Consider the following 26,342-nt stretch of genomic DNA (forward strand, 5'->3'; position numbering starts at 1 on the left):
GGCTGTCCTGTTTCACATATCCCCCCTAGTCTCTGCACAGCGACGTCACGAGTGTGACGCACCGTGGCGTCGCTGGGGGTATCAAAGATCTGGGGGGATCTTGCTGACGTCTGTCTTCATCGCTGCCGTTTCACTCGCCTTGTTCTGGATGGCTGCCTTCACCCTGTGGTGGCAGATGCACGCGTGGCGTACGCCCGAGGTGCTGGCCTCCACCCGGTTCAGCGCTCCGGACGGGGGCGAGCATCTGTCGTTCTCGCTGCTCCTGCCCGCCCGGCACGAGCAAGCCGTACTGGACCACACCATCCAACGACTGCTGGAGTCCACACACACCGACTTCGAGATCATCGTGATCGTCGGACACGACGACCCCGAGACCACGGCGGTGGCCGAACTGGCCGCCGAACGCGACCCGCGCGTCCGTGTCGTCGTCGACACCCACGACAAGAAGAACAAGCCGAAGGCCATGAACACGGCGCTGCCGCACTGCCGCGGCGACGTCGTCGGGGTCTTCGACGCCGAGGACCAGGTCCATCCCGAGCTGCTGGCCCACGTCGACCACGCGTTCCGGACCACCGGCGCCGACGTGGTCCAGGGCGGCGTCCAGCTCATCAACTTCCATTCCAGCTGGTACAGCCTGCGCAACTGCCTGGAGTACTTCTTCTGGTTCCGCTCCCGGCTGCACCTGCACGCGCAGAAGGGGTTCATCCCGCTCGGCGGGAACACCGTCTTCGTCCGCACGGAGGTCCTCAGGGAGGCGGACGGCTGGGACCCCGACTGCCTCGCCGAGGACTGCGACCTGGGCGTGCGCCTGTCCAGCGTCGGCAAGAAGGTCGTCGTCGCCTACGACTCCGACATGGTCACCCGTGAGGAGACCCCGGGCTCGCTGATGTCGCTGCTGAAGCAGCGCACCCGCTGGAACCAGGGCTTCCTCCAGGTGTACCGGAAGAAGGACTGGAAGCAACTGCCGTCCTTCGGGCAGCGGTTGCTCGCCCGGTACACGCTGATGACGCCGTTCCTGCAGGCGTTCTCCGGCGTGATCATCCCGCTGAACGCGGCCGTCGCGCTCTTCCTCGACGTGCCCGTCGGGATCGCCTTCCTGACCTTCCTGCCGCTGGTGACGGCCGCCGTCACCTTCGTCTTCGAGGTGGTCGGGCTGCACGACTTCGGCCGGCAGTACGGGCTCAGGGTCCGCTACGTCCACTACGCCAAGCTCATCGTCGGCGGCCCCTTCTACCAGGTCCTCCTCGCCGGGGCCGCGATCCGCGCCGTCTGGCGCGAGCAGCGCGGCCGCAACGACTGGGAGCTGACCACGCACGTCGGCGCGCACCTCGCCGCGGCCGAGCCGATCCGAGAGGACGTTCCCGCGTGACCTCCACTCTCAACGCGGTGACCGCTCCCAAGGTCCCCGCGCAGCGCACAGCCGCGCCCGAAGGCCGTCCGGGCGGGCTGCCGCGCCCGCCGGAGCGGCTCCGCTCCTCCCGTTCCGACCTGCTGCTGTGCGGTCTGCTGCTGGTGGCGATCCTGGTGGTGCAGGGCTGGAACATCGCCGACTACCCGACCCTCAGCGACGACGAGGGCACCTACCTCGCCCAGGCCTGGGCCGTCCAGCAGGGCAGGGGCCTGGCCCACTACACCTACTGGTACGACCACCCGCCGCTCGGCTGGGTCCAGATAGCCCTGCTCAGCTGGATCCCGTCGGCGGTGAGCCCCGGTTCGATGAACGTGGGCGGCATGCGGGCCGTCATGCTGGTGGTCAGCGCCGTCAGCGCGGTGCTGGTGTACGTGCTGGGACGCCGGCTCTCGCTGCCCCGCTGGGCGGCCGGGCTCGGCATGCTCCTGTTCGGTCTGTCCCCGCTGGCGGTGGTCCTCCAGCGGGAGATCTTCCTCGACAACATCGCGGTGATGTGGCTGCTGCTGGCGTTCTGCCTGGCGGCCTCGCCCAGCCGGCACCTGTGGCACCACTTCGGCGCGGGCCTCGCCGCGGCGGCGGGCGTGCTCACCAAGGAGACGATGCTCGTCGTGCTGCCCGCGCTGTTCGTCACGATGTGGCGGCACAGCCACCGCGACACCCGGAAGTTCGCCCTCACCGGTGCGGTCACCGCGTGCGTCCTGATCGGCTTCTCGTACCCGCTGTTCGCCCTGCTGAAGGGCGAGCTGCTGCCGGGCGCCGGGCACGTGTCGCTGTGGGACGGCATCAAGTACCAGATGTCCAGGCCCGGTTCCGGCTTCATTCTGGACACCTCCTCCGGTTCGTACGGGGTGCTGCACTCCTGGCTGTACTACGACCGGGTGCTGCCGCTGGGCGGCCTGGCCGGGGCCCTGCTGCTGCTCGTCACCTGGCGCTGGTCGGTCACCGCCCGCGCCCTGGCCGGGCCGGCGCTGACCGTCGCGATCCTGGCCGCGGTGGCCCTGCGGCCGGGCGGCTACCTGCCCGCCATGTACGTCATCGGCGCGCTGCCCTTCTTGGCCCTGGTGCTGGCCGGCGGCACCGCCTCGGTCGCGCACGCGGTGCTGCGCCGCCGGCGGGCCGCGGGCGAGAAGCGCCACCTCACCGGGTTCCGGTACGCGCTGGCCGCCGCGCTGGCCCTGGCGGCGGGCGCCTACGTGATCCCGCACTGGTACGACGGCGACCGCACGGCACTGACCGCCGACGCCAACAAGCCCTACCGGCAGGCGTCCGCCTGGCTCGGCACCCGGGTCGAGGACCCGGCGCACACCCGGGTCCTCGTCGACGACGCCCTCTGGCTCGACCTGGTGCACGCCGGGTACCGGCCCGGGCTCGGCGCCATCTGGTTCTACAAGGCCGACCTCGACCCGGCCGTCACCAAGACCATGCCGCACGGCTGGCGGGACATCGACTACGTCGTCGCCTCGCCCACCGTCCGCCGCGACGCCCGGGACCTGCCCAACGTCAAGGCGGCCATCCGGCACTCCGATCCGGTCGCCGTCTTCGGCACCGGAGCGGACCGCATCGAGATCCGGCAGGTCCGGACGGCAGTCGCGGGAGGCGTGCGATGAGCGGCCACGAGTACACCGTCCCGGCCCCCGGCCTGGACGCCGCCGAGGTCGCCGAGCCCGGCGCCGTCACGATCGTCGTCCCGACGTTCAACGAGGCGGCGAACATCGGGCAGTTGCTGCGGCAGATCACCGAGTCGGTGCCCGCTCGGCTGCCCTGCGAGGTCGTCTTCGTGGACGACTCCACCGACGACACCCCCGAGGTGATCCGGCGGGCCGCCCAGGACTGCCCGTTCCCGGTGGCCGTGCTGCACCGGGAGGAACCGGTCGGCGGCCTCGGCGGGGCGGTGGTCGAGGGCCTGCGGGCGGCGACCTCGGAGTGGATCGTGGTGATGGACGGCGACTGCCAGCACCCGCCGTCCCTGGTGCCCGAGCTGGTGGCGACCGGGGAGCGGGCGAACGCCGGTCTCGTCGTCGCCTCCCGGTACATCAAGGGCGGCAGCCGGGCCGGTCTGGCCGGCAGCTACCGGGTGGCCGTCTCGCGCGGCGCGACCTGGCTGACCAAGGCCCTGTTCCCGCGCCGGCTGCACGGCATCAGCGACCCCATGAGCGGCTTCTTCGCCATCCGGCGCAGCGCGGTCACCGCGGATGTGCTCAAGCCGCTCGGCTACAAGATCCTGCTGGAGCTGGCCGTGCGCAGCCGGCCCCGGCAGGTCGCCGAGGTGCCGTTCGTCTTCCAGGACCGGTTCGCGGGGGAGTCCAAGTCGACCGCGCGGGAGGGTCTGCGCTTCCTGCACCACCTGGCGGGGCTGCGCACCGCCTCGCCGCTGGCGCGCATGGTCGGCTTCGGGCTGATCGGCGCGAGCGGGTTCGTGCCGAACCTCGTCGGCCTGTGGGCGCTGACCGTCCTCGGCCTGCACTACGTGCCCGCCGAGATCGTCGCCAACCAGTTCGGTGTCGCCTGGAACTTCCTGCTCATCGAGCAACTGCTGTTCCGCGACCGGCGGGCGCACCGCCGCTGGTGGGATCGGCTGGGCCGGTTCGGGCTGCTCGCCAACGCCGATCTGGTGCTGCGCATCCCCTTGATCGCGCTGCTGGTGGATCGGTTCCATATGGGCGCGCTCCCCGCCACCGCGCTCGCGCTGGTGCTGACGTTCGTCCTGCGCTTCGTGGGGACCGAAGCGCTGGTGTACCTCCCGCGCCGCCGCCGCGGGGCTCGTACGACCGCTAGGAGAGCCGTGTGAACATACGCCGCAGACGGACCGCGCTGGTCGGGGTGGGCGCCCTGACCGCGGGTCTGCTTCTCAGCTCGCCGGAGCACGCCGTGGCCGCCAACCTCGTGCAGAACCCCGGCTTCGAGACCGCCGGTACGGACGACATGCCGTACTGCTGGGAGAAGTCGGGGTGGGGCGACAACGACTTCAGTTTCCAGACCGTCGCCGACGCGCACTCCGGTGCCAAGGCGATGAAGGTGACGCTGACCCGGCGCACCGAGGGCGACCGCAAGGCGCTGATCACCGAGTCCGCCTCGTGCGCGCCGGCGGTGAGCGTCGGCAAGCAGTACGACCTCGGGCTCTGGTACAAGACGACCACCCCGGACGCCAACATCACCGTCTTCCGGCACGACGCGACGGCCGGTTGGCAGTACTGGACCGACCTCAAGACGCTGGACATGGCGTCGGCCTGGACGAAGGCCACCGTGCGCACGCCCGAGGTGCCGGCCGGCACCGACCGGATCACCTGGGGTGTCTCGGTCTACGGCACCGGTTCGGCGACCACCGACGACTACACCATGGACCAGGTCCCGGACGTGGTCCCGCCCGCCTCGTGCACCGGCACCAGCACGCAGTGCGCCGACGGCAGCTGGTCGGTGCTGCCGACGCAGAACCCGGTGCGCTCCATGCACTCCGTCGTCCTGAACAACGGCAAGGTGCTGCTGATCGCCGGTTCCGGCAACAGCGAGGAGAACTTCAACGCCGGGACGTTCACGTCCGCGGTGTACGACCCGGCGAAGGGCACGTACAAGGTCATCCCGACCCCGAAGGACATGTTCTGCGCCGGGCACGTGCAGCTCCAGGACGGGCGGGTCCTCGTCATGAGCGGCAACAAGGCCTATCCGGTCGTGGGCGGCCACGGCTACGAGGGCTTCAAGGACTCGTACATCTTCGACCCGAAGACCGAGACGTACAGCAAGACGAACGACCTGAACGACGGGCACTGGTACCCGTCGGCCACCGAGTTGGGCAACGGTGACGTCATCTCCTTCGGCGGGCTGCGCGAGGACTCCACCGGTTCGGTGACCGCCGAGCTGTGGTCCGACAAGGACCAGCAGTGGCAGCCGCTGTGGAAGGTCAACCAGACCTGGTCGTACTGGGGTCTGTACCCGGCGATGGTCCTGATGCAGGACGGCCGCCTCTTCTACACGGGCAGCCACGTCTTCGGCAACAACATCCCCGGCACCGGTTCGGCGATCTACGACTACGGCGCCAACACCGTCACGCAGATCTCCGGACTGCAGAACAAGGACCAGCGGGACCAGTCGGCGAGCGTGCTGCTGCCCCCGGCGCAGGACCAGAAGGTCCTCACCATCGGCGGCGGCAACATCGACTCCAACCCGGACGCCAATCGCCTGACCGACGTGATCGACCTCAAGCAGGCGAACCCGTCGTACGTCGCCGGGCCGCAGATCCCGCAGGGCAAGGTGGACCTCGGCAACGGCAAGATCGCCGAGACCGGCGGCCAGGGCAAGATGTACGTCTCCGCGGTGCTGCTGCCCGACGGCAAGGTGCTGGAGACGGGCGGCGCCCTGCACAACCGCGCCAACCCGGTGTACGAGTCCTCGATCTACGACCCGGGCGGCAACACCTTCGACCCGGTGGCCGCCGACCCAGAGTCCCGCGGCTACCACTCCTCGGCGTTCCTGCTGCCCGACGGCCGGGTGATGGCCACCGGCGACAACCCGGGCAACGGCACCTGGAACCACAACGTGTCGATCTACACCCCGCCCTACCTCTACAAGGGCACCCGGCCCGCGATCACCTCGGTGATCAACCAGGAGTGGAAGTACGGCGACACCCAGCGGATCACCGTCGACCGGCCCATCGCCAAGGCCGAGCTGATCCGTCCGGCCGCGGTCACCCACTCCTCCGACCCCAACCAGCGTTTCGTCGACCTGCCGCTGTCGGTGAGCGGCAACAACGTCGACCTGAACGTGACCAACAACCCCAACCTGGCGCCTCCCGGCTGGTACATGCTGTTCGCGGTGGACGCCAACGGGGTGCCGTCGGTGGCCAAGTGGGTGCACCTGACGGGGCCGGCGGCGCTGAACGCCAAGGCGGCCGCCCCGCACGTCCACTCCTTCGCCGACGCCCTGTCCGGCAAGGTCTCCGGGCCCGGCAGGAAGCGGACGTCGCAGCCGGTCAGCCCGACCATCTCCGGCTGCGACCGGCACTACGGCTCGATCAACGTGTGCGTGCCGACGGTCTTCCCGCGCCAGGTGAAGAAGACGGCCGCGGCCCGTTGCGCCTGGCTCGCGCGGAACCACTACGGCCGGCTGAAGGTCAACGGCGGTGACGACCCGCTGGGCCTCGACCGCGACCGGGATGGTGTGGCCTGCGGAAAGGCGGATGTGCGCAAGGGCTAGTCCCGCCCGCTGAACTCCGCGAGGGCGCGCTCCACGACGGCTTCCAGCTGATCGTGGTGCGCGCCCTTCCAGTAGGCCCGGCCGCAGTCGGCGCACCGCGCGAACACGTCGTACGACCGCCGGGTGCCGCCCTTGAGCTGCGCGGCCACCTCTTCCTTGGCGGCCTGCCGCAGCAGGCCGTTGCAGGCGGTGCAGCGGGTCCAGGGGCGCAGGTCGGGCGCGAAGCGCTCGAGGACGTCCCGCAGTTGGTCCTCCGGGCGGGTGCTGTACACGTACGCCCCGGCGAACAGCTCGCGGCGGCGCAGCAGCCCGCGGTCGCGGCTGAGCAGGACCCGCCGCTCCGCCGCCGAGCGGGCGGCGAGCGCCGGATCGCCGATGTCGGTCGACTCGTACGCGGTGTCCACGCCGAGCAGGCGCAGCCGGCGGGCGAGCGTGCCGAGGTGGACGTCGAGGAGGAAGCGCAGCGGGGCGCCGGGGACCGGCTGGGGGCGGCCGACCGGGCGCACCTCGACCCTCTCGCCGGCCTTGGGCACGTGCGAGGCGGGCACCTCGCGGCCGTCGACGACCAGGGCGCCGACCTCGGTCAGCGGCACGCCCAGGGACTCGACGACATGCCCGAGCGTCGAGACGCCGTCGGTGCCGAGCGCCGTGCCGCCGGCCCGCCGGGCGGCCGGCACGAACAGGTGCAGCTCGGGGGCGACTTCGACGTGGATCTCGGGTCCGTTCACGGTGTCAGGATCGTACGCGGGGCGGGTGCGGGGCCTCAGGGTTTCCGGCTGGGCAGACCGTGTTCCAGGACGTCGAGGGTGCGGTCGATCAGCGCCGTCAGGTCGTCCCGGTAGCCGGTCTCGGCCCAGTACATGGACGTCTCCATCAGGCCGCCGATCAGGGACATGGCGTAGACCCGGACCTCCAGGCCGTCCGGGTCGCGGCCGGTGCGCTCGCCGATGGCCGCGCAGAGCATGCGGCCGGTGGCCGACATGCTCTCCATCATCCGGGAGCGCACCGCGGGGACCTGGACGGTGAGGTGGGCGCGCAGCCGGGAGACCTCCTGGTCCTCGGAGGCGCCGAGCCGGACGGCCCGGCGCATGACGTACCGGATGGTGTCCGGCCAGGGCTCCTCGGCGGGCCGCTGCCTGATCTCCTCCAGGATGACGGGGTCGAACTCGTCCGTGAGGACGATGTCCTCCTTGGTGGGGAAGTACCGGAAGACGGTCGACGGCGACACCTCGGCGCGCTCGGCGATCTGGTCGATCGTCGTGGCGTCGTAGCCCTGTTCCCTGACCAGCGCGTAGGTGGCGGTGCGGATCGCCTCGCGGGTCTTGATCTTCTTGCGCTCGCGCAGCCCCGGCTGCGGCCGGTCGGCGGAGGTGAGGGGGGAACGTGCGGCCGTCATGCGGTCATTGTCCGGCATCCGCCACGGCGGTGGCCACGGCCGGGGTCCCCGGCCACCGCGCGGGCGGCGATCACGGCGTCCACGCCGTCGGCCAGGACTCCGGGCACCGAGCCGCGCCGTCCACCGCGGGTCGCGCCGCGTCTCGTCGGCGTCGGTGACAGTAGCAATTAAATGAAATCAGCTGTCAAAACAATGGAACTGCCAGTATGTGGTTCGTTCCAGGTGGTGCCGGGCGCACGAGAAACGGCCACGGCGGGAAGCCGTGGCCGGAGCGGGCGGGGGTGGGGCTATGCGTGCTGGTAGGCCACCAGCGAGATGCCGACGTAGTGGACGACGAACGCGGCGAGCGTGAGGGAGTGGAAGACCTCGTGGAAGCCGAACCAGCGCGGTGAGGGGTTCGGGCGCTTGATTCCGTAGACGACGCCCCCGGCGCTGTAGAGCAGGCCGCCGACGATCACCAGGACCAGGACGGCGATGCCGCCGGCGCGCATGAAGTCGGGCAGGAAGAAGACGGCCGCCCAGCCCATCGCGAGGTAGCAGGGGGTGTAGAGCCAGCGCGGGGCGCCGACCCAGAACACGCGGAAGGCGATGCCCGCGACGGCCGCGGCCCAGATGCCCCACAGCAGCCACTGCCCCTTGCTGCTCGGCAGCAGCAGCATGGTCAGCGGGGTGTAGGTGCCCGCGATGATCAGGAAGATGTTGGCGTGGTCGAGGCGGCGCAGCACCCCGTCCATCCGGGGGCTCCAGTCGCCCCGGTGGTACAGCGCGCTGACGCCGAAGAGCAGGCATGCCGTGAGGGTGTAGATGCCGCAGGCGATACGGCCGCGCGGGGAGTCGGCGAGGGCGGTGAGCACCAGCCCCGCGATGAGCACGGCCGGGAACATACCGAGGTGCAGCCAACCGCGGAGCCTGGGCTTCACCGGGTGCGGCAGGGAGAGCGCGACGGGACCGCGGCCGTCGGCCGGCGTGTCCTTGGGCGCGTCGGATGCGGACGCAGTCATGCGGGGCATGGTACCTACGCCCCCGTAAGTCGCGCGTCAGCGCGCCCTGGCGAGCGGCCGTGACGCAAAAATTTCTTCTGCTGAACTCCACGTGTACGCAAAGAATCACGGAAACCGTGGGATTCGTCACGTCGCTCACCTGTGATGCCCTCTGGACATATGGGCACTAGAATCGGATGATCAAATGAGTGCGGTCGGCACCGGATGAGCGCCCAAGGTCACCATCGTGAAGCATCCGGGTCGCGGCCCCCACGGGGCGACAAGACAAAAAATCCCTCTTTTAGGAGCAATCGTGGCGCGCGACATCGCGGCTCCCACCGGTATCCCCACCCAGCACCAGGAACTGATCTCGTGGGTCAACGAGATCGTCGAACTGACCCAGCCGGACAGCGTGGTCTGGTGTGACGGATCCGAGGCCGAGTACGAGCGGCTGTGCGACGAGCTCGTGGCCAAGGGGACCTTCAAGAAGCTGGACCCGATCAAGCGCCCGCACTCCTACTACGCCGCCTCCGACCCGACCGACGTCGCCCGCGTCGAGGACCGGACCTTCATCTGCTCCGAGAAGGAGGCGGACGCCGGCCCGACCAACCACTGGAAGGCCCCCGCCGAGATGCGGGAGATCTTCTCCGGTGACAAGGGCCTGTTCCGGGGTTCGATGCGGGGTCGCACGATGTACGTCGTGCCCTTCTGCATGGGCCCGCTCGGCTCCCCGCTGTCCGCGATCGGCGTGGAGATCACCGACTCCGCCTACGTCGCCGTCTCCATGCGCACGATGACGCGCATGGGCCAGGCCGTCCTGGACGAGCTGGGCGACGAGGGCTTCTTCGTCAAGGCCGTCCACACCCTCGGCGCCCCGCTGGAGCCGGGCGAGCAGGACGTCCCGTGGCCGTGCAACTCCACCAAGTACATCTCGCACTTCCCCGAGGACCGCGAGATCTGGTCCTTCGGCTCCGGCTACGGCGGCAACGCCCTGCTCGGCAAGAAGTGCTACGCCCTGCGCATCGCCTCCGTGATGGCCCGCGACGAGGGCTGGCTCGCCGAGCACATGCTGATCCTCAAGCTCACCCCGCCGCACGGCGAGTCCAAGTACGTCGCCGCGGCCTTCCCGAGCGCCTGCGGCAAGACCAACCTCGCCATGCTGGAGCCCACGATCTCGGGCTGGACCGTGGAGACCATCGGCGACGACATCGCCTGGATGCGGTTCGGCGAGGACGGCCGGCTGTACGCGATCAACCCCGAGGCCGGCTTCTTCGGCGTCGCGCCCGGCACCGGTGAGCACACCAACGCCAACGCGATGAAGACCCTGTGGGGCAACTCCGTCTTCACCAACGTCGCCCTCACCGACGACGGCGACGTGTGGTGGGAGGGCATGACGGAGGAGACCCCGGCCCACCTGACGGACTGGAAGGGCCGCGACTGGACCCCGGACTCGGCCGAGCCCGCCGCGCACCCCAACGCCCGCTTCACCACCCCCGCCTCCCAGTGCCCGATCATCGCGCCGGAGTGGGAGGACCCCAAGGGCGTGCCGATCTCGGCGATCCTCTTCGGCGGTCGCCGCGCCAGCGCCGTGCCGCTGGTGACCGAGTCCTTCGACTGGAACCACGGCGTCTTCCTCGGCGCCAACGTGGCCTCCGAGAAGACCGCCGCCGCCGAGGGCAAGGTCGGCGAGCTGCGCCGCGACCCGTTCGCGATGCTGCCCTTCTGCGGCTACAACATGGGCGACTACATGGCCCACTGGGTCGACGTGGCCAAGGACAAGGACCAGTCCAAGCTGCCGAAGATCTACTACGTCAACTGGTTCCGCAAGAACGACGAGGGCAAGTTCGTCTGGCCGGGCTTCGGCGAGAACAGCCGGGTCCTGAAGTGGATCGTGGAGCGCCTCGACGGCAAGGCCGAGGGCGTCGAGACCCCCATCGGTGTCCTGCCGACCAAGGAGTCCCTGGACACCGACGGTCTCGAACTGTCCGCGTCCGACCTGGACTTCCTGCTCACGGTGGACAAGGAGGTCTGGCGCGAGGAGGCCGCCCTGGTCCCCGAGCACCTCAACACCTTCGGTGACCACACCCCGAAGGAGCTGTGGGACCAGTACCGCGCGCTGGTGCAGCGCCTGGGCTGATCCCGCCGCACGGACTCCACGGCCGGTTGGGATGCCCTGACCAGCGATCGTCACGGCCGGCCGTGGTGACACCCCGAAGGCCCCGCACAACGGCGTGCGGGGCCTTCGATCTGTGCCGTACGGGGTCTGCCGCCGCCGCGCGCGGGGAGTCCGGCCGGCGGTCCACACGGTGTGTGGCGCCCGGTCCGCACGTCGCTGCGGGTGCGCGCGGACCGGGGCCGTTCAGGGGGACCCGGGCGGGTCAGCGGGTCGTGCTCAGCTCCTTGGAGCCGGCCAGGGCGGCGGTGTGCGCGTCCATCCGCTCGGCGGCGAGGATCGCCGCCGCGGTGTCGGCCCGGGAGGCGGCGACCACGAGCGCGCGGCCGGCCAGGGCGTGCGCGCGCCGGTGCAGGCCGGCGGGGTCACCGGAGGCGCCCGGCGCCGCGCGCAACGGCGCCCGCCCGCCCCGCAGTCGGCAGACCTCGCGGGCGAGCCGCTCGGCGGCGGTGTCCAGGTCGGCCGACGGGGTCAGGGCACGCAGGTCGTCGGTGACGGCGAGCAGCGCGGCGAGGTGCCCGGCGAGCTGGATGTCCAGCTCCTCCTCGCGCGAGCGGTGCGGGAAGTCGGACGGCGGGCCGGCCGGCGTGCTGTGGACCGACTGGGTGCGGATCGGTTCGTACATGGGACGGCCTCCTGTGCGCTGACAGGAAACCATCCTAGCTTGGAATTCGTCTAAAGTTGAGTCGTGTCACGGAACGCGGTCCGGTGGCCCCGCTGCGCTACGGCTGGCCGTACCCGTCCAGGAAGTTCGCGATCCGGCCGACCGCGTCCCTGAGGTCCCCCGCGTTGGGGAGGGTCACCACCCGGAAGTGGTCAGGCTCGGGCCAGTTGAAGCCGGTGCCCTGGACGACCATGATCTTCTCCTGGCGCAGCAGGTCCAGGACCATCTGCCGGTCGTCCCTGATCTTGAAGACCTGGGGGTCGAGCCGCGGGAAGAGGTACAGCGCGCCCTTGGGCCGCACGCAGCTGACGCCCGGGATCTGGGTGAGCAGCTCGTAGGCGACGTCCATCTGCTCCCGCAGCCGGCCGCCCGGCAGCACCAGGTCGTTGATCGTCTGGCGGCCGCTGAGCGCGGCGACCACGCCGTGCTGGCCCGGCATGTTGGCGCACAGCCGCATGTTGGCCAGGATCGTCAGGCCCTCGATGTAGGAGTCGGCGTGCGCCCGCGGGCCGGAGATCGACATCCAGCCCACGCGGTAGCCGGCCACCCGGTAGGCCTTGGACATGCCGTTGAAGGTGAGGGTCAGCAGGTCGGGGGCGATCTTGGCGGTCGGGGTGTGCGTGGCGCCGTCGTAGAGGATCTTGTCGTAGATCTCGTCGGAGCAGACCAGCAGGTTGTGCCGGCGGGCGATGTCGGTCAGGCCCTTGAGCACCGCCTCGTCGTAGACCGCGCCCGTGGGGTTGTTCGGGTTGATGATCACGATCGCCTTGGTGCGGTCGGTGACCTTGCGTTCCACGTCGGCGAGGTCGGGCATCCAGTCGGACTGCTCGTCGCAGCGGTAGTGGACGGCGGTGCCTCCGGAGAGGGAGACGGCGGCGGTCCACAGCGGGTAGTCCGGAGCCGGTACGAGCACCTCGTCGCCGTCGTCCAGCAGGCCCTGCATCGCCATCACGATCAGCTCGGAGACGCCGTTGCCGATGAAGACGTGCTCGACGTCCGTCTCGATGCCGAGGGTCTGGTTGTGCATGACGACCGCGCGGCGGGCGGCCAGCAGGCCCTTGGCGTCGCCGTAGCCGTGCGCCGTGGAGACGTTGCGGAGGATGTCCTCCAGGATCTCCGGCGGGCACTCGAAGCCGAAGGCGGCGGGGTTGCCGGTGTTCAGCTTCAGGATGCGGTGACCGGCCGCCTCCAGCCGCATCGCCTCCTCGAGGACCGGGCCCCGGATCTCGTAACAGACGTTGGCGAGCTTCGTCGACTGGATCACCTGCATGCCCGTGAGCTTACGGCCCGGTAACGCCTCACGGGTCGTGTTATCCGCCACGTGAGACACGGAGTTTTGCACCGTTATCGCCGGTAGCTGTCTCAGGAGTCCCTCCCGTCTCTACAATTCGCGCCCATGTCCACCGAACGCGACCAAGGGGCGGGGGCGTCCGGAGCACACGGAGCGGGTGGCGAACCGGGGGGCACGCCGAACGTGTACCACCCCCGGAACGCGCCGGCCCCGTCGTACGACGAGTACGCCGATCCGGCCACCGCCCACGGCTGGCAGAACGCCTACGACGAGACCCGCGAGCTGCCGCCGGTGCAGATACCCCTGCCGGGGGCCGAGTCCGCCCCCGTCCCGGTGCCCCCGGCGCCGCGCGAGCCCGCCGGGAGGCCGGGCCGTGCCGACGCCCGGCGGCGGCGCAAGCGGGGCGGGCGCCGGCGGGTCGCCGTCGTCGCCGGAGTACTCGGCACGGCCGGTGCCGTCGCGGTGATCGCCGCGCTGACCGGTTCCTCCTCCCCGGGCGGCCGGCAGCACCCGGCGAGCGGGGGCCGGGTGTCGCCGGATGCCGCGTCCGCGGGGACCGAGAGCGGCTCGCCGACCGTCACGGCCACCACCGGCGCGCCCGGCGTCGTCTCCTCGCCGCCCGGCACGCCGGCGAGCCCGGCCGTCCCGGCGCCGGCCTCGACGGCCGGCGGGTCGACGCGCGCGGCCACCACGCCGCCCGCCACGCCGTCCGGATCGTCGTCCGCCCCGACGTCCGCCGCGCCCGGACCGACGCTCAGCGGCACGCCGACGGCCACCTGGACCCCCGGGCGCCCGGGCCACGGTCACGGCGGCGGCCGGAAGCCCGCGGGCGACCAGCGCTGACACTCCGTCGGGAAAACCTCTCACCGACGCCTCCTTGCCCAGGCATGCCCCTCTCGTGAGAATGCTCATGACAAGACAGCGGGCGGCCGGAAGATCTCCGGTCGCTCACGTCTGCAGAGGGGACCCCCACATGAACAAGCCTCTCCTGGCCGCACTCTCCTCCCTGGCGATCGCCGGGGTCGGTGCGGCCCCCGCGGTCGCCGCACCCCAGGCCAAGGCGGCCGCGGCGGTGACCGTCAACTTCGCCGGGACCGTCTCGCTCAGCAACTGCTCCGGCTCGGTCATCCGCTTCCCGAACTCGGCGGACACCGACCCGGCGCTGGTGCTGACCAACGGTCACTGCCTGGAGACCGGCTTCCCGGCACCCGGCCAGGTCATCACCGGCCAGTCCTCCAGCCGCAGCTTCGGACTGCTGAACGCCTCCGGCAGCCGGGTCGGCACGCTCCGCGCCAACCAGGTCGTCTACTCGACCATGACGGACACGGACGTCACGATCTACCGCACCACCACCACCTACGCGGCGATCAGGAGCACCTACGGGATCAGCCCGCTCACCGTGCAGGACACGCACCCGACCGCCGGCACCGCCATCAAGGTCGTCTCCGGCTACTGGAAGCGCACCTACAGCTGCAACATCGACGGGTTCGTGTACCGGCTGAAGGAGGGCGACTGGACCTGGAAGGACTCGGTCCGCTACACCTCCGCCTGCAACACCATCGGAGGCACCTCGGGATCGCCCGTGATCGACACGACCACCGGCAAGGTGGTCGCCGTCAACAACACGGGCAACGAGGACGGCGAGCGCTGCACCGAGAACAACCCCTGCGAGGTCGACGCCAACGGCAACGTGACCGTCCGTCAGGGCATCAACTACGCCGAGGAGACCTACCTCATCCCGGCGTGCTTCACCACCGGCAACAAGCTCGACCTGAGCGCGTCCGGCTGCGCCCTGCCCAAGCCGTAGCGCCGGTCCGGGCGGTCACACCGGTGTCCGGCGGACCGCCCGGCCCGCGAGCACGTCCGTGCGGCGGCCGTCCTCGATGACGAAGCGGCCGTCGACCAGGACGTACGGGATCCCGGTCGGCAGCGTCCGGGGCTCGGCGAAGGTGGCGCCGGGCCCCACCGTCCGGGGGTCGAAGAGCACCAGGTCGGCCCGGTGGCCCTCGCGCACCAGCCCGCGGTCCGGCAGCCGCAGCCGGGCCGCCGGGCGCCCGGTGAGGTGCGCGACGCACTCCTCCAGCGTCAGCACCCCCAGCTCGCGCACGTAGTGCCCGAGATAGCGCGGGAAGGTGCCGTAGGCCCTCGGGTGGGGCTTGGCGCCCCGCAGGATGCCGTCCGAACCGCCGGTGTGGGCGCGGTGCCGCATGATGGCGCGGACGTTCTCCTCGTGCCCGACGTGCTGGAGGATCGTGGTGCCGAGCCGGTCCGCGACGAGCAGCCGGCGCGCGGTCGCCCAGGGACTCTCGCCGCGCAGCTCCGCCGACTCCCGCACGGTGCGGCCGACATGGTCCGCGAGCGCCGGGTCGGCCACCCCGGAGATCTCGACCGTCTCCCACTCCACGGGCACGCCGTGGCAGCCGTCCGAGCCGGTCGCCTCCAGGTCGTGCCGGATCCGCTCGGACGTCGCCGGGTCGGTGAGCCGGGCCAGGACCTCCTCCGGGCCGCCCTCGCTCGCCCAGCTCGGCAGCAGCGCGGCCAGCGTGGTGCAGCCGGGGGTGTAGGGATAGCTGTCCAGGGTGACGTCCGCGCCCGCGTCCAGCGCCTCGTCGAGCAGGGCCAGCAACTCGGGTGCCCGGCCCCGGTTCACGCCGAAGTTCATCGTCGCGTGGGCCAGGTGCAGCGGGCAGCCCGCCTCCCGGGTCAGCGCCAGCATCTCGGCGTAGGCCTGAAGGGCGCCGGCGCCGTAGGAGCGGTGGTGCGGGCAGTAGTAGCCGCCGTAACGCGCCACCACCCGGCACAGCTCGGTCAGTTCGGCGTCCCCGGCGTACATGCCGGGCGTGTAGGTGAGCCCGGAGGACAGGCCGACCGCGCCCTGCTCCAGGCCCTCCGCCACCAGGCGCCGCATCCGGTCCAGCTCCGCCGGGGTGGCCTCGCGGTCCTCCCAGCCGACCACGAGGGCGCGGACCGTGCCCTGCGGGACGAGGTAGGCGGCGTTCACGGCGATCCCGCGGTCGAGCCGGTCCAGGTACTCGCCCACCGACCGCCAGTCGAAGTCGACTTCCTCGCCGTACCCGTTCCAGCCGGTGATCGCCCGGCGGACCTCCTCCAGCGTGCGGTCGTCCACCGGGGCGTACGACAGCCCGTCCTGACCGAGCACCTCCAGCGTGACCCCCTGCGCGGCCTTCGCGCTGTGGTCGGGGTCGCGCAGCAGGGCGAGGTCGGAGTGGGCGTGCATGTCGATGAAGCCGGGGGAGAGGACCAGCCCCTCCGCGTCCAGCTCCCGCCGCGCGCCGGGCCGCTGGCAGCCGGCCGCCGCGGCCTCCTTGACGATGGCGACGATCCGGCCGTCGTCGACCACCACGTCGGCGCGGTAGGAGTCGGCGCCACTGCCGTCGACGACGTCGGCGTCCCGGATGACCAGGTCCTCCATGACACTCCCTCGAAGTGCGAACGGGCTGGACGAACGAACGGGCTGGACCAACGGGCTGGACGAACGGGCTCGATGGACGTACGGGCTAGAAGAACGTGCGGATGTAGTCGACGACCGTTCCGTCCGCCTCGGCCACCGGGATCAGCTGCCACTTGTCGAAGGACGTGCAGGGGTGCGAGAGGCCGAAGCCGACCCAGTCGCCCACCTCCAGGTCCGCCTCCGGCTCGGTGCGCAGCCAGGCGTGCTGGTCGGACAGGCCGGTCACGGTCACCCCGGCGGCCGGCCGCTCGGTGCCGCCCCGGCGGATCACCTGGGCGTCGGGCAGGTCCAGGTCGTGGGCCGCGTCCCGCTTGCCCGCGTTGGCGAAGGCCTGCTCGGCGGAGGGGCGGGAGACGACCTGCGCCCACAGCCGGAAGGCCGGTTCCAGGGCGCCCTCCTCGGGGACCCGGGCGAAGGGGGTGAGCCTGCGGTAGTGCCCGTCGTCGTGCGAGACGTACGCGCCCGACCGCAGCAGCCTCAGGACCGGCAGGGAGAGCGCGGGCAGCTCCGCGAAGACCTCGGCGACGGCGTCGAACCAGGCGCTGCCGCCCGCGCTCACCACGATCTCGTCCGTGTCGGCGAAGTGTCCGCCCTTGTCCAGCTCGGCGGCGAGCGCCGTCAGCCGCCGCAGGTAGGCCGTCACCCGCTGGTGGTCCGCCCGCGGCACCTCGCCCTCGTACCCCGCGACGCCGACCAGCCGCAGCGTCGCCGCGGCGGCCACCGCGTCGGCGACGGCCGCGCACTGCGCCTCCGTGCGCACGCCGGTGCGGGCGCCCTCGCCCGCGGCCAGCTCCACCACGACGTCCACCGGCCGGGCGGAGCCGCGCAGCGCCGCGTCCATCAGCTCGACCCCGCGCACGGAGTCGACATAGCAGACGAAGCGGAAGTCCGGGTCGGCCGCCAGGTCCTCGGCGATCCGGCGCAGGGCGGCCGGGTCGACCAGTTCGTTGGCCAGGAAGATCCGCTCGATCCCGAACGCCCGCGCCACCCACACCTGGTGCGGCACCGCGAGCGTGATGCCCCAGGCGCCGTGCTCGATCTGCCGCCGGAAGAGCTGCGGGGCCATCGACGTCTTGCCGTGCGGGGCGAAGGCCAGGCCGTGCCGGTCCGTGTACGTCTCCATGAGCGCCAGGTTGTGCTCCAGGCGCTCGGCGGACAGGGCGAGCACGGGGGTGGTGAAGCCGTCGGTGAAGAGGTTGCGGCGCTGGCCGGCCAGCTCGGCGACGGTCAGACCCACGGCATCCGGCGGAAGGCCCTTGAAGCGGTGGTCGACCCGGTCCTCGGCGAGGTGGGCGAGCGCTTCGGTGCCGATGTCGCGGGCCATCCAAGCCTCCTGATCTGGTGCGTTGCGTTATATGCAACGTCCGTTGCGTATGTCGCTCACTGCTGTCTAACATCTCGGCCGACACGGGGTCAACGATTCCCGCCGCCACCGGGCGACCGACGCCCGCCACCCGACGACCGAACCGACGCCCGCCACCCGACGACCGACGACCGACGAGGAGCCTCTCCCATCGTGACCGCCGACGGCCACCTCAGCGCCGCACCCGACGTCGTGGACGTCGTCGCGCTCGGCGAGTCCATGGTCACCTTCCGGCCCACCCGCCCCGGCCGCCTCGCCGACGTCCCCTCCTTCGACCGGGGCATCGGGGGAGCGGAGTCCAACGTGGCCTGCGCGCTGAGCGCCTACGGCCACTCGGCGCGGTGGGTGAGCCGGGTCGGCGCCGACGGGTTCGGGCAGCACCTGGTGGAGGCGGTCGGGCGGTACGGGGTCGACGTCTCGCGGGTACGACGGGACCCCGAGCGGCCGACCGGCGTGTACTTCCGCACCGCCGGGGACCGGGACACGGACGACCACGAGGTGGCGTACTACCGGGCGGGCTCGGCGGCCTCCGCGATGAGCCCCGCCGACGTCGACCTGGCCGCGACGCGCGCCGGGCGCGTACTGCACCTGTCCGGCATCACCGCCGCGCTGTCCGGGGACTGCCTGGAACTGCTGCGCGTCCTCACGGCGCCCGCCGCCGGGCGCCCCCTGGTCTCCTTCGACGTCAACCACCGCCCCGGGCTGTGGCCCGACCCCGCCGCGGCCCGGGTGCTGCTCGGCCTCGCCCGGCGCGCCGACCTGGTGTTCGTCGGCGAGGACGAGGCCGCACAGGCGTGGGGGACCGGCGGCGGACCCGAGGCGATCCGGGCGGCGCTGCCCGAGCCGCGCCTGCTGGTGGTGAAACAGGGGAGCGGGGGCGCGACCGTGTTCGCGCGGGGGGACGGCGACCCGGACGGCACCCGGCCCGTCTTCCAGCCCGCCCCGGCCGTGGACGTCGTGGCCACCGTCGGCGCGGGCGACGCCTTCGCCGCCGGCTTCCTCTCCGGCACCCTGCGCGGGCTGCCGCTGCGGGAACGGCTCCGGCACGGCCACCTCGTGGCGGCCGCCACCCTCACCGTCCCCGGCGACCTCGCCGCCCCGCCCGCCCGGAGCCACGCCGACCGGCTGGCCGCCCTGGACGACGGGGCATGGGGGAGACTTCGACTCGGCCCCGGCTGGACCCACGCCGAACGGGCCCCGGAGGAGGCGAACACCCCATGAGTCAGACCGTCGACCGCGCCCTGAGCATCCTGCCGCTGCTCGCCGAGGGCCCCGCGGACCTCGGACAGGTCGCCGACCGGCTCGGCGTCCACAAGTCCACGGCCCTGCGCCTCCTGCGCACCCTGCACGAGCACGGCCTGGTCTACCGCCAGTCCGACCAGCGCTACCGCCTCGGCGCCCGCCTCTTCGCGCTCGCCCAGGAGGCGATGGAGAACCTCGACATCCGCGAGATCGCCCACCCCCACCTCGTCCGCCTCAACGAGCAGTGCGGCCACACCGTGCATCTCGCGGTCCACGAGGAGAACGAGGTCCTCTACATCGACAAGGTCGACAGCCGCTACCCGGTCCGCATGTACTCGCGCATCGGCAAGCCCGTCGCCATCACCGTCGCCGCGGTCGCCAAGCTGCTCCTGGCCGACCTGCCCGAAACCGAGCGCCGCGCTCTCGCGGAGAAGCTCGACTATCCCCTCTACACGTCCCGTTCCACCCCCAACGCCGCCGCGTTCCTGCGGGAGTTGGAGCAGGTGCGCGAACAGGGCTGGGCCACCGACCTCGGTGGCCACGAGGAGTCCATCAACTGTGTCGCGGCCCCCGTCCGGGGCGCCGACGGCCGGGTGGTCGCCGCGATGTCGGTCTCCGCGCCGAACGTCGTCGTCACCGCCGAGGAACTCCTCTCCCTCCTCCCGCAGGTGCGCCGTACGGCGGACGCGATCAGCGGCGAGTACTCCGGAAGAACCCCAGTGAAGGACCGCACCGTTTGACTTCCTCCTCCGCCTAAAGGCGGGGGATTCCAGCGGTCGCCCGCTGGGGTTCCTGCTTCGTCGACGACCGCCCCGTCCGGGAGGACTCCCGTTGAGGTCTTACACCGTCTCCACAGGCAGACGCCGCCAGCCCGGCGGCCAGGGTGTTGCGTGCCGCGTTCACGTCGCGGTCATGCACGGCGCCGCAGGCACACGTCCACTCGCGGACGTTCAGCGGCAGCTTCTCGCGGACCGTGCCGCAGACCCCGCACAGCTTGCTGGACGGGAACCAGCGGTCGATCACGACGAGTTCGCGCCCGTACCAGGCGCACTTGTACTCCAGCATGGAGCGAAGTTCGGTCCACGACGCATCCGAGATGGCTCGCGCGAGCGAGTGGTTCTTCAGCAGGTTGCGGACGGTGAGGTCCTCGATCACGACCGTTTGGTTCTCACGGACGAGCCGAGTGGACAGCTTGTGCAGGAAGTCGCGGCGCCGGTCGGCGATCCGCGCGTGGATGCGAGCGACCTTATGTCGGGCCTTCTCGCGGTTGGCCGAGCCCTTCGCCTTCCGCGACAGCTCGCGCTGTGCGCGGGCGAGGCGGGCGCGGTCGCGGCGTTCGTGCTTCGGGTTGGTGATCTTCTCCCCGGTGGACAGCGTCACCAGGGAAGTGATCCCGGCGTCGATGCCCACAGCCGCCGTGGTGGCGGGGGCCGGGGTGATGGTGTCCTCGCACAGCAGGGACACGAACCAACGCCCGGCCGCGTCGCGGGACACGGTCACGGTAGTCGGCTCCACACCCTCGGGCAGCGGACGCGACCAGCGGATGTCCAGCGGCTGCACCATCTTCGCCAGCGTCAGTTTCCCCTCACGCCACGTGAACGCGCTGCGGGTGTACTCGGCCGACGCTCGGGACTTCTTCCGGCTCTTGTAGCGCGGGTACTTCGCTCGCTTGGCGAAGAAGTTGGCGAACGCGGTCTGAAGGTGGCGCAGCGCCTGCTGAAGAGGGACGGAGGACACCTCCGCCAGGAAGGCCAGTTCCCCGGTCTTCTTCCACTCCGTCAGCGCCGCCGACGACTGCACGTAGGACAGGCGGCGCTGCTCGCCGTACCACGCGCGCGTGCGCTCCTCCAACGCCTTGTTGTACACGAGACGGACGCAGCCGAACGTGCGCGACAGCTCTGCTGCCTGCTCGTCCGTGGGGTAGAAGCGGTACTTGAACGCCCGCTTGACCTGCTGCGCCATAGCTCACACTCTATCAGTTTCCGTGTGAACGGCGGGTGTCAGCCGGTGGCCATAGACGCCGCATCGCCCTGGCGGCGATTCGTCTTTCCCTGCCCCCCTACGCGGGAGCTTCGTTTCCTCCCCGGCCTGAAGGCCCGGCTATCCACGAAGGAGACCCGATGACCGACAAGATCGCGCTCACCCCGAAGACCCACACCACCCCGCCCGCGCGGTTCTCGCACGGCGTGAGGAAGGGCAACATCCTCCAGGTCGCCGGCCAGGTCGGCTTCCTGCCCGCCGAGGAGGGCAAGCCCCCCACGCCGGCCGGTCCCACCCTGCGCGAGCAGACCCTGCAGACCCTCGCCAACGTCAAGGCGATCCTGGAAGAGGGCGGCGCGAGCTGGGACGACGTCATGATGATCCGCGTCTATCTGACGGACGTGGACCACTTCCCGGAGATGAACGAGATCTACAACGCGTACTTCGGCGAGCAGAACCTCACCCAGCCGCCCGCGGCCCGGACCACGGTCTACGTCGGTCTCCCGGCCGGCCTCCTGATCGAGATCGACGCCCTCGCCGTCCTGAGCTGACGGAACTCCTCCGGGCGCGAGTCCCCCCCGATCACGCCGATCCCGCCGATCACGCAGTTCCCGCATGTCCCGCATGTCCCGCACGGCACGGCACCCCCTTCGGGTGCCGTGCCGCGCTCTCCCCTGCCCGAAAGCACGATGCACTTACCCAGAGGACCCCCGCATGCCCGTTCCGCTCGCCGCAACCGCCCCCGCCGCCCCACCCCACACCGGAGGACTGCTCCTCCTCGTCGACGGCACCGCCGGACTCCTCACGGTCGCCGCCGTGGGCATAGCCCTGCTGCTCTTCCTGATCATCAAGGTCCGGCTGCAGCCGTTCGTCGCCCTCCTCGCCGTCTCCATAGCCGTCGGCCTGCTGGCCGGCCTCTCGGTCACCGAACTCTTCGGCACCGTCCAGCGCTCCGACGCGGTCTCCACCGTCGAGTCCGGCATGGGCGGCATCCTCGGCCACGTCGCGATCATCATCGGCCTGGGCACCATGCTCGGCGCGATCCTCGAGGTCAGCGGCGGCGCCGAGGTGCTGGCCTCCCGCCTGCTGGGCCTCTTCGGCGAGCGGCGCGCCCCCCTCGCCATGGGCCTGACCGGTCTGATCTTCGGCATCCCGGTCTTCTTCGACGTCGGCATCTTCGTGCTCGCGCCGCTCGTGTACGCGGCCGCCAAGCGCGGCGGCAGGTCGATCCTGCTCTACTGCCTGCCCCTCCTCGCGGGCCTGTCCATGACCCACGCCTTCCTGCCGCCACACCCCGGCCCGGTCGCCGCCGCCGGACTGCTGCACGTCCAGCTCGGCTGGGTCATCCTCATGGGTGTCGTCTGCGGAATCCCGGCCGTCCTGGCCGCGTGGGCGTACTCCGCCTGGATCGGGAGGCGGATCTTCGTCGCCGTACCGCAGGACATGGTCGAGGCGGCCGAGGAGGCCAGGCGGGCCATCGTCGCCGAACAGCGGGCCCAGGGCGTTCAGCCGCGGGAGACGCCGGTGCCGCTCGGCACGGTCCTCGCCATCATCGGCACACCCCTGGTCCTGATCCTCGCCGCCACCTTCTCCTCCATCGCCCTCGACCCCTCTCCGGGCCGCTCGGTCCTGGAGTTCTTCGGCCACCCCTTCGTGGCGCTCACCATCGCCCTGCTGCTCGCCTACTACCTGCTCGGCATCCGACGCGGCTGGTCCCGCAAGTCCCTGGAGGCGGTGTCGACCTCGTCCCTCAAGCCGGTCGGCAACATCCTGCTGGTGGTCGGCGCGGGCGGGGTCTTCGGCGCCGTCCTGAAGGCCAGCGGGGTCGCCCAGGCCCTGTCCGACACCTTCGACGGCGTCGGCCTGCCGGTGATCGTGCTGGCGTACCTGATCTCGCTCGTGCTGCGCGTCGCCCAGGGCTCGGCGACGGTCGCCATCGTCACGACGGCGGGCATCGTCGCCCCGCTGCTGACGGAGGGCCACCACTCCCAGGCCTTCACGGCCCTCGTCATCATGGCCATCTCGGCCGGTTCCATCTTCGCCTCGCACGTCAACGACGGCGGCTTCTGGATGGTGGCGAAGTACTTCGGCATCAGCGAACGCGACACCCTGCGCACCTGGACCGTCCTGGAGTCCGTGCTCTCCGTGGCGGGGTTCGCGATGGCGGGCGCGGTGAGCGTGTTCGTGTAGGCAATATGGGCGGGTGACCTCCTACCCGGACCACTCCGCCCAGCCGGCCGACCCGTTCGGCGACCTCACCGCCGAACGGGACGCCGTCTACGACCGGTTGGCGGGACTGTCCGCCGACGACCCGGAGGCGCCCGGCCTGTGCGGGTACGCCGGTGAGCTGAGCCACCGGCTGTACCTGCTCCGCGACGACCCGGGCCGCGACGAGGAACTCGACCTCGCCGCCGAGGCGTTCGAGCACGCCTTCCGCACGCCCGGCCAGGGCCCGCGGTGGGCGTCCTGGCGGATCCGGTTCGGGCACTTGCGCGGCGTGCAGTACGAGAACGACGGCGGCACCGACGGCGGTGACCGCCAACTCGTCGAGGAATCCTGGCGGTTGCTGTCCGACGGCGTGGCCGCCCTGCCCCCCGACGACCCCGGCTCCGCCTGGGAACGGGCGTGGGGGCGCTACATGCTCGCCCTGTGCGCCAAGCTGCGCGCCCTCGCCGAACCGGACTCCGCGCCGCTGCTGGAGGAGGCCCTGCACCGGCACACCGACGCGCTCGCGCACACCGAGCCGGGCGGCGAGGAGGAGACGGTGCTGCGGACCGGGGCGGCCCACCTGCACCTGCACCGCGCACTGAACCTCGCCGACGCCGACGCCGCCGCCGAGGCGGCGGGCCACTACCGCACCCTGCTCGGCACCGCCCCGCCCGCCGACCTCCCCCTGCTGCGCTACGGCCTGGGCCTCGCCGACCTCGTGCACGGCCGCGTCCGGGCCGACCGCGCCCGCCTCGAATCCGCCCTCGACGCCTTCGACACCGCCCTGACCGAGACCCGCCGGGCGGGCGGCCCCGAGCCCGAATGGGCCTTCGAGGCCGAGGTCAACGCCCTCTTCGTACGCGCCATGATCTGGTCCACCTGGAAGGACCTCGGCCAGAGCCTCGCCGCCGAGACCGAACTGCGCCGGCTGCTGGAGCGGCCCGGCGCCGAGGACCGGATGCTGCCTCAGTACCTCGACCTGTTCGGGCGGCTGCTGTACGAGCGGGCCGCGGCCCGCGACGACGCCGGGGGCCGCGACCGCGGCATCGCCCTGGTGCGCCGGGCCGTCGACCAGTGGGAGCCGGCCCGCGACGGCGACGTCACCGCCGCCGCGCTCTTCCTCGCCCTCTTCCAGCAGGCCCGCCACCACGACGACCCCGACCCCGCCCGCGCGCAGGACGTGCTGCGCGCGGCCACCCTGGTCCTGGAGGCCGAACACGACGTCCACGACCTCGCCCAGACCGCCCGCATGCTGGAGGGCTGGGCCCGCTTCACCCTCGCCGACCACGGCGTCCTGCCCCAGACCGACGGGCGCCCGGAAGGACTCGACACCGACCTGCTGCGCGAGTCCGTCGCCACCCTCCTGGACGACTTCCGCGAGGGCCGGGCCTTCGTCGACTTCGGCGAGGAGGAGTTCCTGCGCGGCATGACCCGGGACGTGGCCGGACAGCACCGCCGCATCCAGGGCTTCGAGCAGGCCCTCGCCCAGCTGCGTTCCCTCGACCCGGACACACCGGGCCGGGCCGAACTCGCCGCCCTGATGCTGTGCAACCTCACCGTCGTCGATCCGGAGGGCACCTACATCACCGCCGCGCACCGCCGGGAACTGACCGAGGCGGTGCTCCGGCGCGCGGAACACGACCCGGCCTGGCGGGGCAGGGCGCACGCCGTCACCGGCGTCGCCCGCCTGCACGAGGAGATGAGCGCCGGTTCCGGCGCCGGCCTCGACCAGGTGCTCGCCGACTTCGACCTCGCGGAGGCGGGCGGCGGCCTCGGCGGCGACGAACACGCCTACGGCCTCACCCTCGCCCGGTTCGTGGCCCAGAGCCAGCGCGGCCAGACCGGCGGCGCCGACGACGACATGGAGGCCGGCGCCGCGACCTGGCGGCGGCTGCGCACCGACCCCGCCCTGCCCGGGCACGTGCGCCGGCTGATGGACCTCCAGCAGGCCGGGTTCGAGGCGCACGCCGCCGTCCGGCGCGGCGACCTCGCCGCCGCCGACCGGCACATCGCCCTGCTCACCGACGGCCACGCCGCGCTCAGCGACGAGGACCCCACCCGCATCGAGATCCTCACCCTCCTGGAGAACGCCCGGGCCGGCCGTGACAACCTGGCCCAGCACCTCGGCGTCCCGCCGCTGCCCATGCTCGCGGCCCGCCCCGGCCCCGCCGAACTGCGCCGCCAGGCGCGCCGGCTGCCCCGCGACCACCGGGCCTGGGTGCTCGGCGACACCGGCATGACCCGCTTCGTGCGCGCCGTCACCCAGCAGGACGGGCCGGGCATCGTCGCCGCCATCGGGCTGCTCCGTGAGGCCCACGAGCTGTGCGAGCCGGGCAGCGACAGCCGCCTGCGCTACGCCAACGGCCTCGGCATCGCCCACTGCGCGCTGTCCGAGCTGGAGATCGACCGGGTGCGCCGCCGGGAGCGGCTGGCCAAGGGCATCGCCCTGCTGGAGGGCGCCTTCGAGGAGACCGGCGGCCCCGAGCACCGGCTGTACGCCGACACCGGCCTCGCCCTCGCCCGCGCCCACCGCACCCGCGACGACCTGCACCGCCGCGACCGGTCCAGCGCCCGCTCCCTCGGCCTGAAGTCGCTGCGCGGGCACGCCTGGGCGGCGCTGCTGCAGTCCGGTACCGACCACGCGACGGTCGCCGCGGCCCAGGCCACCGGCGCCGCGCTCGAGGTGGCCGGCTGGTGCCTGAAGGACGACCGCCCCGAGGAGGCCCTCCAGGCCCTGGACGCCTGCCGGGGCCTGGTCCTGCACGCGACCCTCACCTCCGCGACCGTCCCCGACCTGCTCACCGCCACCGGGCACGCCGCCCTGGCCGAGGAGTGGCGCGCGGCGGGGGCGGGGGAACCCGCCGACCCGGTCACCGCCGTCAAGGCACCGCAGGCCGTCCCCAGCGCCCTGCGCCGCCGCGTCCTGGCCGCCCTCACCGGCACCGACGCCCCCCACCAGGCCCGCCTGCTCGACC

General features: G+C 71.9%; 20 protein-coding genes. 12 read left to right on the forward strand and 8 right to left on the reverse strand.

Annotated elements, in window-relative coordinates; translation table 11 throughout:
* Positions 1–100 precede the first annotated feature (100 nt).
* From V7E45_RS11820 to V7E45_RS11835, 4 genes are read left to right on the forward strand one after another with little or no spacing between them, the layout of a single operon-like run.
* Positions 101–1,369 carry a glycosyltransferase gene (locus tag V7E45_RS11820; RefSeq protein WP_333774067.1) on the forward strand — a complete coding sequence of 423 codons (1,269 nt, stop codon included), beginning with the start codon at positions 101–103 and terminating at the stop codon, positions 1,367–1,369.
* Positions 1,366–3,018, forward strand: coding sequence for an ArnT family glycosyltransferase (locus tag V7E45_RS11825; RefSeq protein WP_333774068.1), 1,653 nt, complete (start codon positions 1,366–1,368; stop codon positions 3,016–3,018). The genes V7E45_RS11820 and V7E45_RS11825 overlap by 4 nt, the downstream gene beginning before the upstream one ends.
* Entirely contained in the window at positions 3,015–4,199 is a 1,185-nt protein-coding gene (locus V7E45_RS11830; RefSeq protein WP_333774069.1) for a glycosyltransferase family 2 protein, read from the forward strand. The genes V7E45_RS11825 and V7E45_RS11830 overlap by 4 nt, the downstream gene beginning before the upstream one ends.
* A complete protein-coding gene (locus V7E45_RS11835) occupies positions 4,196–6,598 on the forward strand; it encodes a galactose oxidase early set domain-containing protein (protein WP_333774070.1) in 2,403 nt (800 codons plus the stop codon). The genes V7E45_RS11830 and V7E45_RS11835 overlap by 4 nt, the downstream gene beginning before the upstream one ends.
* Here V7E45_RS11835 and V7E45_RS11840 read toward each other — a convergent pair.
* The 3 genes from V7E45_RS11840 to trhA all read right to left on the reverse strand — a co-directional run bounded on the left by V7E45_RS11840 (position 6,595) and on the right by trhA (position 8,995).
* Positions 6,595–7,326, reverse strand: coding sequence for a Mut7-C RNAse domain-containing protein (locus V7E45_RS11840; protein WP_333774071.1), 732 nt, complete (start codon positions 7,324–7,326; stop codon positions 6,595–6,597). The two genes, V7E45_RS11835 and V7E45_RS11840, sit on opposite strands and share 4 nt — an antisense overlap.
* A gap of 35 nt (positions 7,327–7,361) precedes the next feature.
* Positions 7,362–7,994: a TetR/AcrR family transcriptional regulator gene (locus V7E45_RS11845; RefSeq protein ID WP_333774072.1), complete on the reverse strand. Its 633-nt coding sequence runs from the start codon at positions 7,992–7,994 to the stop codon at positions 7,362–7,364.
* A gap of 287 nt (positions 7,995–8,281) precedes the next feature.
* Positions 8,282–8,995, reverse strand: coding sequence for a PAQR family membrane homeostasis protein TrhA (gene trhA, locus V7E45_RS11850; protein WP_333774073.1), 714 nt, complete (start codon positions 8,993–8,995; stop codon positions 8,282–8,284).
* Between the two features lie 292 nt (positions 8,996–9,287).
* On the opposite strand from trhA, the gene V7E45_RS11855 reads away from it, so the two are divergent.
* Positions 9,288–11,111 carry a phosphoenolpyruvate carboxykinase (GTP) gene (locus V7E45_RS11855; protein WP_333774074.1) on the forward strand — a complete coding sequence of 608 codons (1,824 nt, stop codon included), beginning with the start codon at positions 9,288–9,290 and terminating at the stop codon, positions 11,109–11,111.
* 241 nt (positions 11,112–11,352) lie between these two features.
* Here the strand turns inward: V7E45_RS11855 and V7E45_RS11860 are convergent, their stop codons facing one another.
* The gene (locus tag V7E45_RS11860) at positions 11,353–11,772 is read right to left on the reverse strand and encodes an SCO4983 family protein (protein WP_333774075.1); all 420 of its coding nucleotides are present in this window, start codon (positions 11,770–11,772) and stop codon (positions 11,353–11,355) included.
* A gap of 97 nt (positions 11,773–11,869) precedes the next feature.
* Positions 11,870–13,081 (reverse strand): pyridoxal phosphate-dependent aminotransferase, encoded by a 1,212-nt coding sequence (locus tag V7E45_RS11865; RefSeq protein WP_333774076.1) that lies wholly within the window; start codon positions 13,079–13,081, stop codon positions 11,870–11,872.
* Between the two features lie 126 nt (positions 13,082–13,207).
* On the opposite strand from V7E45_RS11865, the gene V7E45_RS11870 reads away from it, so the two are divergent.
* Together V7E45_RS11870 and V7E45_RS11875 are read left to right on the forward strand one after the other, a co-directional pair.
* A complete protein-coding gene (locus V7E45_RS11870; RefSeq protein WP_333774077.1) occupies positions 13,208–13,945 on the forward strand; it encodes a hypothetical protein in 738 nt (245 codons plus the stop codon).
* Between the two features lie 130 nt (positions 13,946–14,075).
* Positions 14,076–14,909, forward strand: a complete 834-nt coding sequence (locus V7E45_RS11875) for a trypsin-like serine peptidase (protein ID WP_333774078.1) — start codon at positions 14,076–14,078, stop codon at positions 14,907–14,909.
* A gap of 15 nt (positions 14,910–14,924) precedes the next feature.
* Here V7E45_RS11875 and V7E45_RS11880 read toward each other — a convergent pair whose 3' ends face one another.
* Positions 14,925–16,535, reverse strand: coding sequence for an N-acyl-D-amino-acid deacylase family protein (locus V7E45_RS11880; RefSeq protein WP_333774079.1), 1,611 nt, complete (start codon positions 16,533–16,535; stop codon positions 14,925–14,927).
* Positions 16,536–16,620: 85 nt separating this feature from the next.
* Positions 16,621–17,898, reverse strand: a complete 1,278-nt coding sequence (locus tag V7E45_RS11885) for an amino acid deaminase (RefSeq protein WP_333774080.1) — start codon at positions 17,896–17,898, stop codon at positions 16,621–16,623.
* A gap of 192 nt (positions 17,899–18,090) precedes the next feature.
* Here V7E45_RS11885 and V7E45_RS11890 point away from each other — a divergent pair, with 192 nt between their 5' ends.
* Together V7E45_RS11890 and V7E45_RS11895 are read left to right on the forward strand one after the other, a co-directional pair.
* The gene (locus V7E45_RS11890) at positions 18,091–19,158 is read left to right on the forward strand and encodes a sugar kinase (RefSeq protein WP_333774081.1); all 1,068 of its coding nucleotides are present in this window, start codon (positions 18,091–18,093) and stop codon (positions 19,156–19,158) included.
* Complete coding sequence (locus V7E45_RS11895) at positions 19,155–19,919, forward strand: IclR family transcriptional regulator (protein WP_333774082.1); 765 nt, start codon at positions 19,155–19,157, stop codon at positions 19,917–19,919. The genes V7E45_RS11890 and V7E45_RS11895 overlap by 4 nt, the downstream gene beginning before the upstream one ends.
* A 13-nt stretch (positions 19,920–19,932) precedes the next feature.
* On the opposite strand, the gene V7E45_RS11900 is transcribed toward V7E45_RS11895, so the two are convergent.
* Positions 19,933–21,141 (reverse strand): RNA-guided endonuclease InsQ/TnpB family protein, encoded by a 1,209-nt coding sequence (locus V7E45_RS11900; protein ID WP_333774083.1) that lies wholly within the window; start codon positions 21,139–21,141, stop codon positions 19,933–19,935.
* Between the two features lie 158 nt (positions 21,142–21,299).
* On the opposite strand from V7E45_RS11900, the gene V7E45_RS11905 reads away from it, so the two are divergent.
* The 3 genes from V7E45_RS11905 to V7E45_RS11915 all read left to right on the forward strand — a co-directional run.
* Positions 21,300–21,710: a RidA family protein gene (locus tag V7E45_RS11905; RefSeq protein WP_333774084.1), complete on the forward strand. Its 411-nt coding sequence runs from the start codon at positions 21,300–21,302 to the stop codon at positions 21,708–21,710.
* Positions 21,711–21,873: 163 nt separating this feature from the next.
* Complete coding sequence (locus V7E45_RS11910) at positions 21,874–23,349, forward strand: GntP family permease (protein WP_333774085.1); 1,476 nt, start codon at positions 21,874–21,876, stop codon at positions 23,347–23,349.
* 13 nt (positions 23,350–23,362) lie between these two features.
* On the forward strand, positions 23,363–26,342 hold a 2,980-nt coding region (locus tag V7E45_RS11915; RefSeq protein ID WP_333774086.1), incomplete at its 3' end, for a CHAT domain-containing protein.

Origin of the sequence: Streptomyces sp. IBSBF 3136 (genome assembly GCF_036815105.1) — a bacterium.
GTDB lineage: Bacteria > Actinomycetota > Actinomycetes > Streptomycetales > Streptomycetaceae > Streptomyces.

What these genes read in the sequence shown, in the direction of transcription:
- V7E45_RS11885 (WP_333774080.1), bottom strand. Translation starts at nt 17,898, where the DNA reads ATGGCCCGCGACATCGGCACCGAAGCGCTCGCCCACCTCGCCGAGGAC.
- V7E45_RS11895 (WP_333774082.1), top strand. Translation starts at nt 19,155, where the DNA reads ATGAGTCAGACCGTCGACCGCGCCCTGAGCATCCTGCCGCTGCTCGCC.
- V7E45_RS11865 (WP_333774076.1), bottom strand. Translation starts at nt 13,081, where the DNA reads ATGCAGGTGATCCAGTCGACGAAGCTCGCCAACGTCTGTTACGAGATC.
- V7E45_RS11860 (WP_333774075.1), bottom strand. Translation starts at nt 11,772, where the DNA reads ATGTACGAACCGATCCGCACCCAGTCGGTCCACAGCACGCCGGCCGGC.
- V7E45_RS11870 (WP_333774077.1), top strand. Translation starts at nt 13,208, where the DNA reads ATGTCCACCGAACGCGACCAAGGGGCGGGGGCGTCCGGAGCACACGGA.
- V7E45_RS11875 (WP_333774078.1), top strand. Translation starts at nt 14,076, where the DNA reads ATGAACAAGCCTCTCCTGGCCGCACTCTCCTCCCTGGCGATCGCCGGG.
- V7E45_RS11830 (WP_333774069.1), top strand. Translation starts at nt 3,015, where the DNA reads ATGAGCGGCCACGAGTACACCGTCCCGGCCCCCGGCCTGGACGCCGCC.
- V7E45_RS11910 (WP_333774085.1), top strand. Translation starts at nt 21,874, where the DNA reads ATGCCCGTTCCGCTCGCCGCAACCGCCCCCGCCGCCCCACCCCACACC.
- V7E45_RS11905 (WP_333774084.1), top strand. Translation starts at nt 21,300, where the DNA reads ATGACCGACAAGATCGCGCTCACCCCGAAGACCCACACCACCCCGCCC.
- V7E45_RS11880 (WP_333774079.1), bottom strand. Translation starts at nt 16,535, where the DNA reads ATGGAGGACCTGGTCATCCGGGACGCCGACGTCGTCGACGGCAGTGGC.
- trhA (WP_333774073.1), bottom strand. Translation starts at nt 8,995, where the DNA reads ATGACTGCGTCCGCATCCGACGCGCCCAAGGACACGCCGGCCGACGGC.
- V7E45_RS11845 (WP_333774072.1), bottom strand. Translation starts at nt 7,994, where the DNA reads ATGACGGCCGCACGTTCCCCCCTCACCTCCGCCGACCGGCCGCAGCCG.
- V7E45_RS11900 (WP_333774083.1), bottom strand. Translation starts at nt 21,141, where the DNA reads ATGGCGCAGCAGGTCAAGCGGGCGTTCAAGTACCGCTTCTACCCCACG.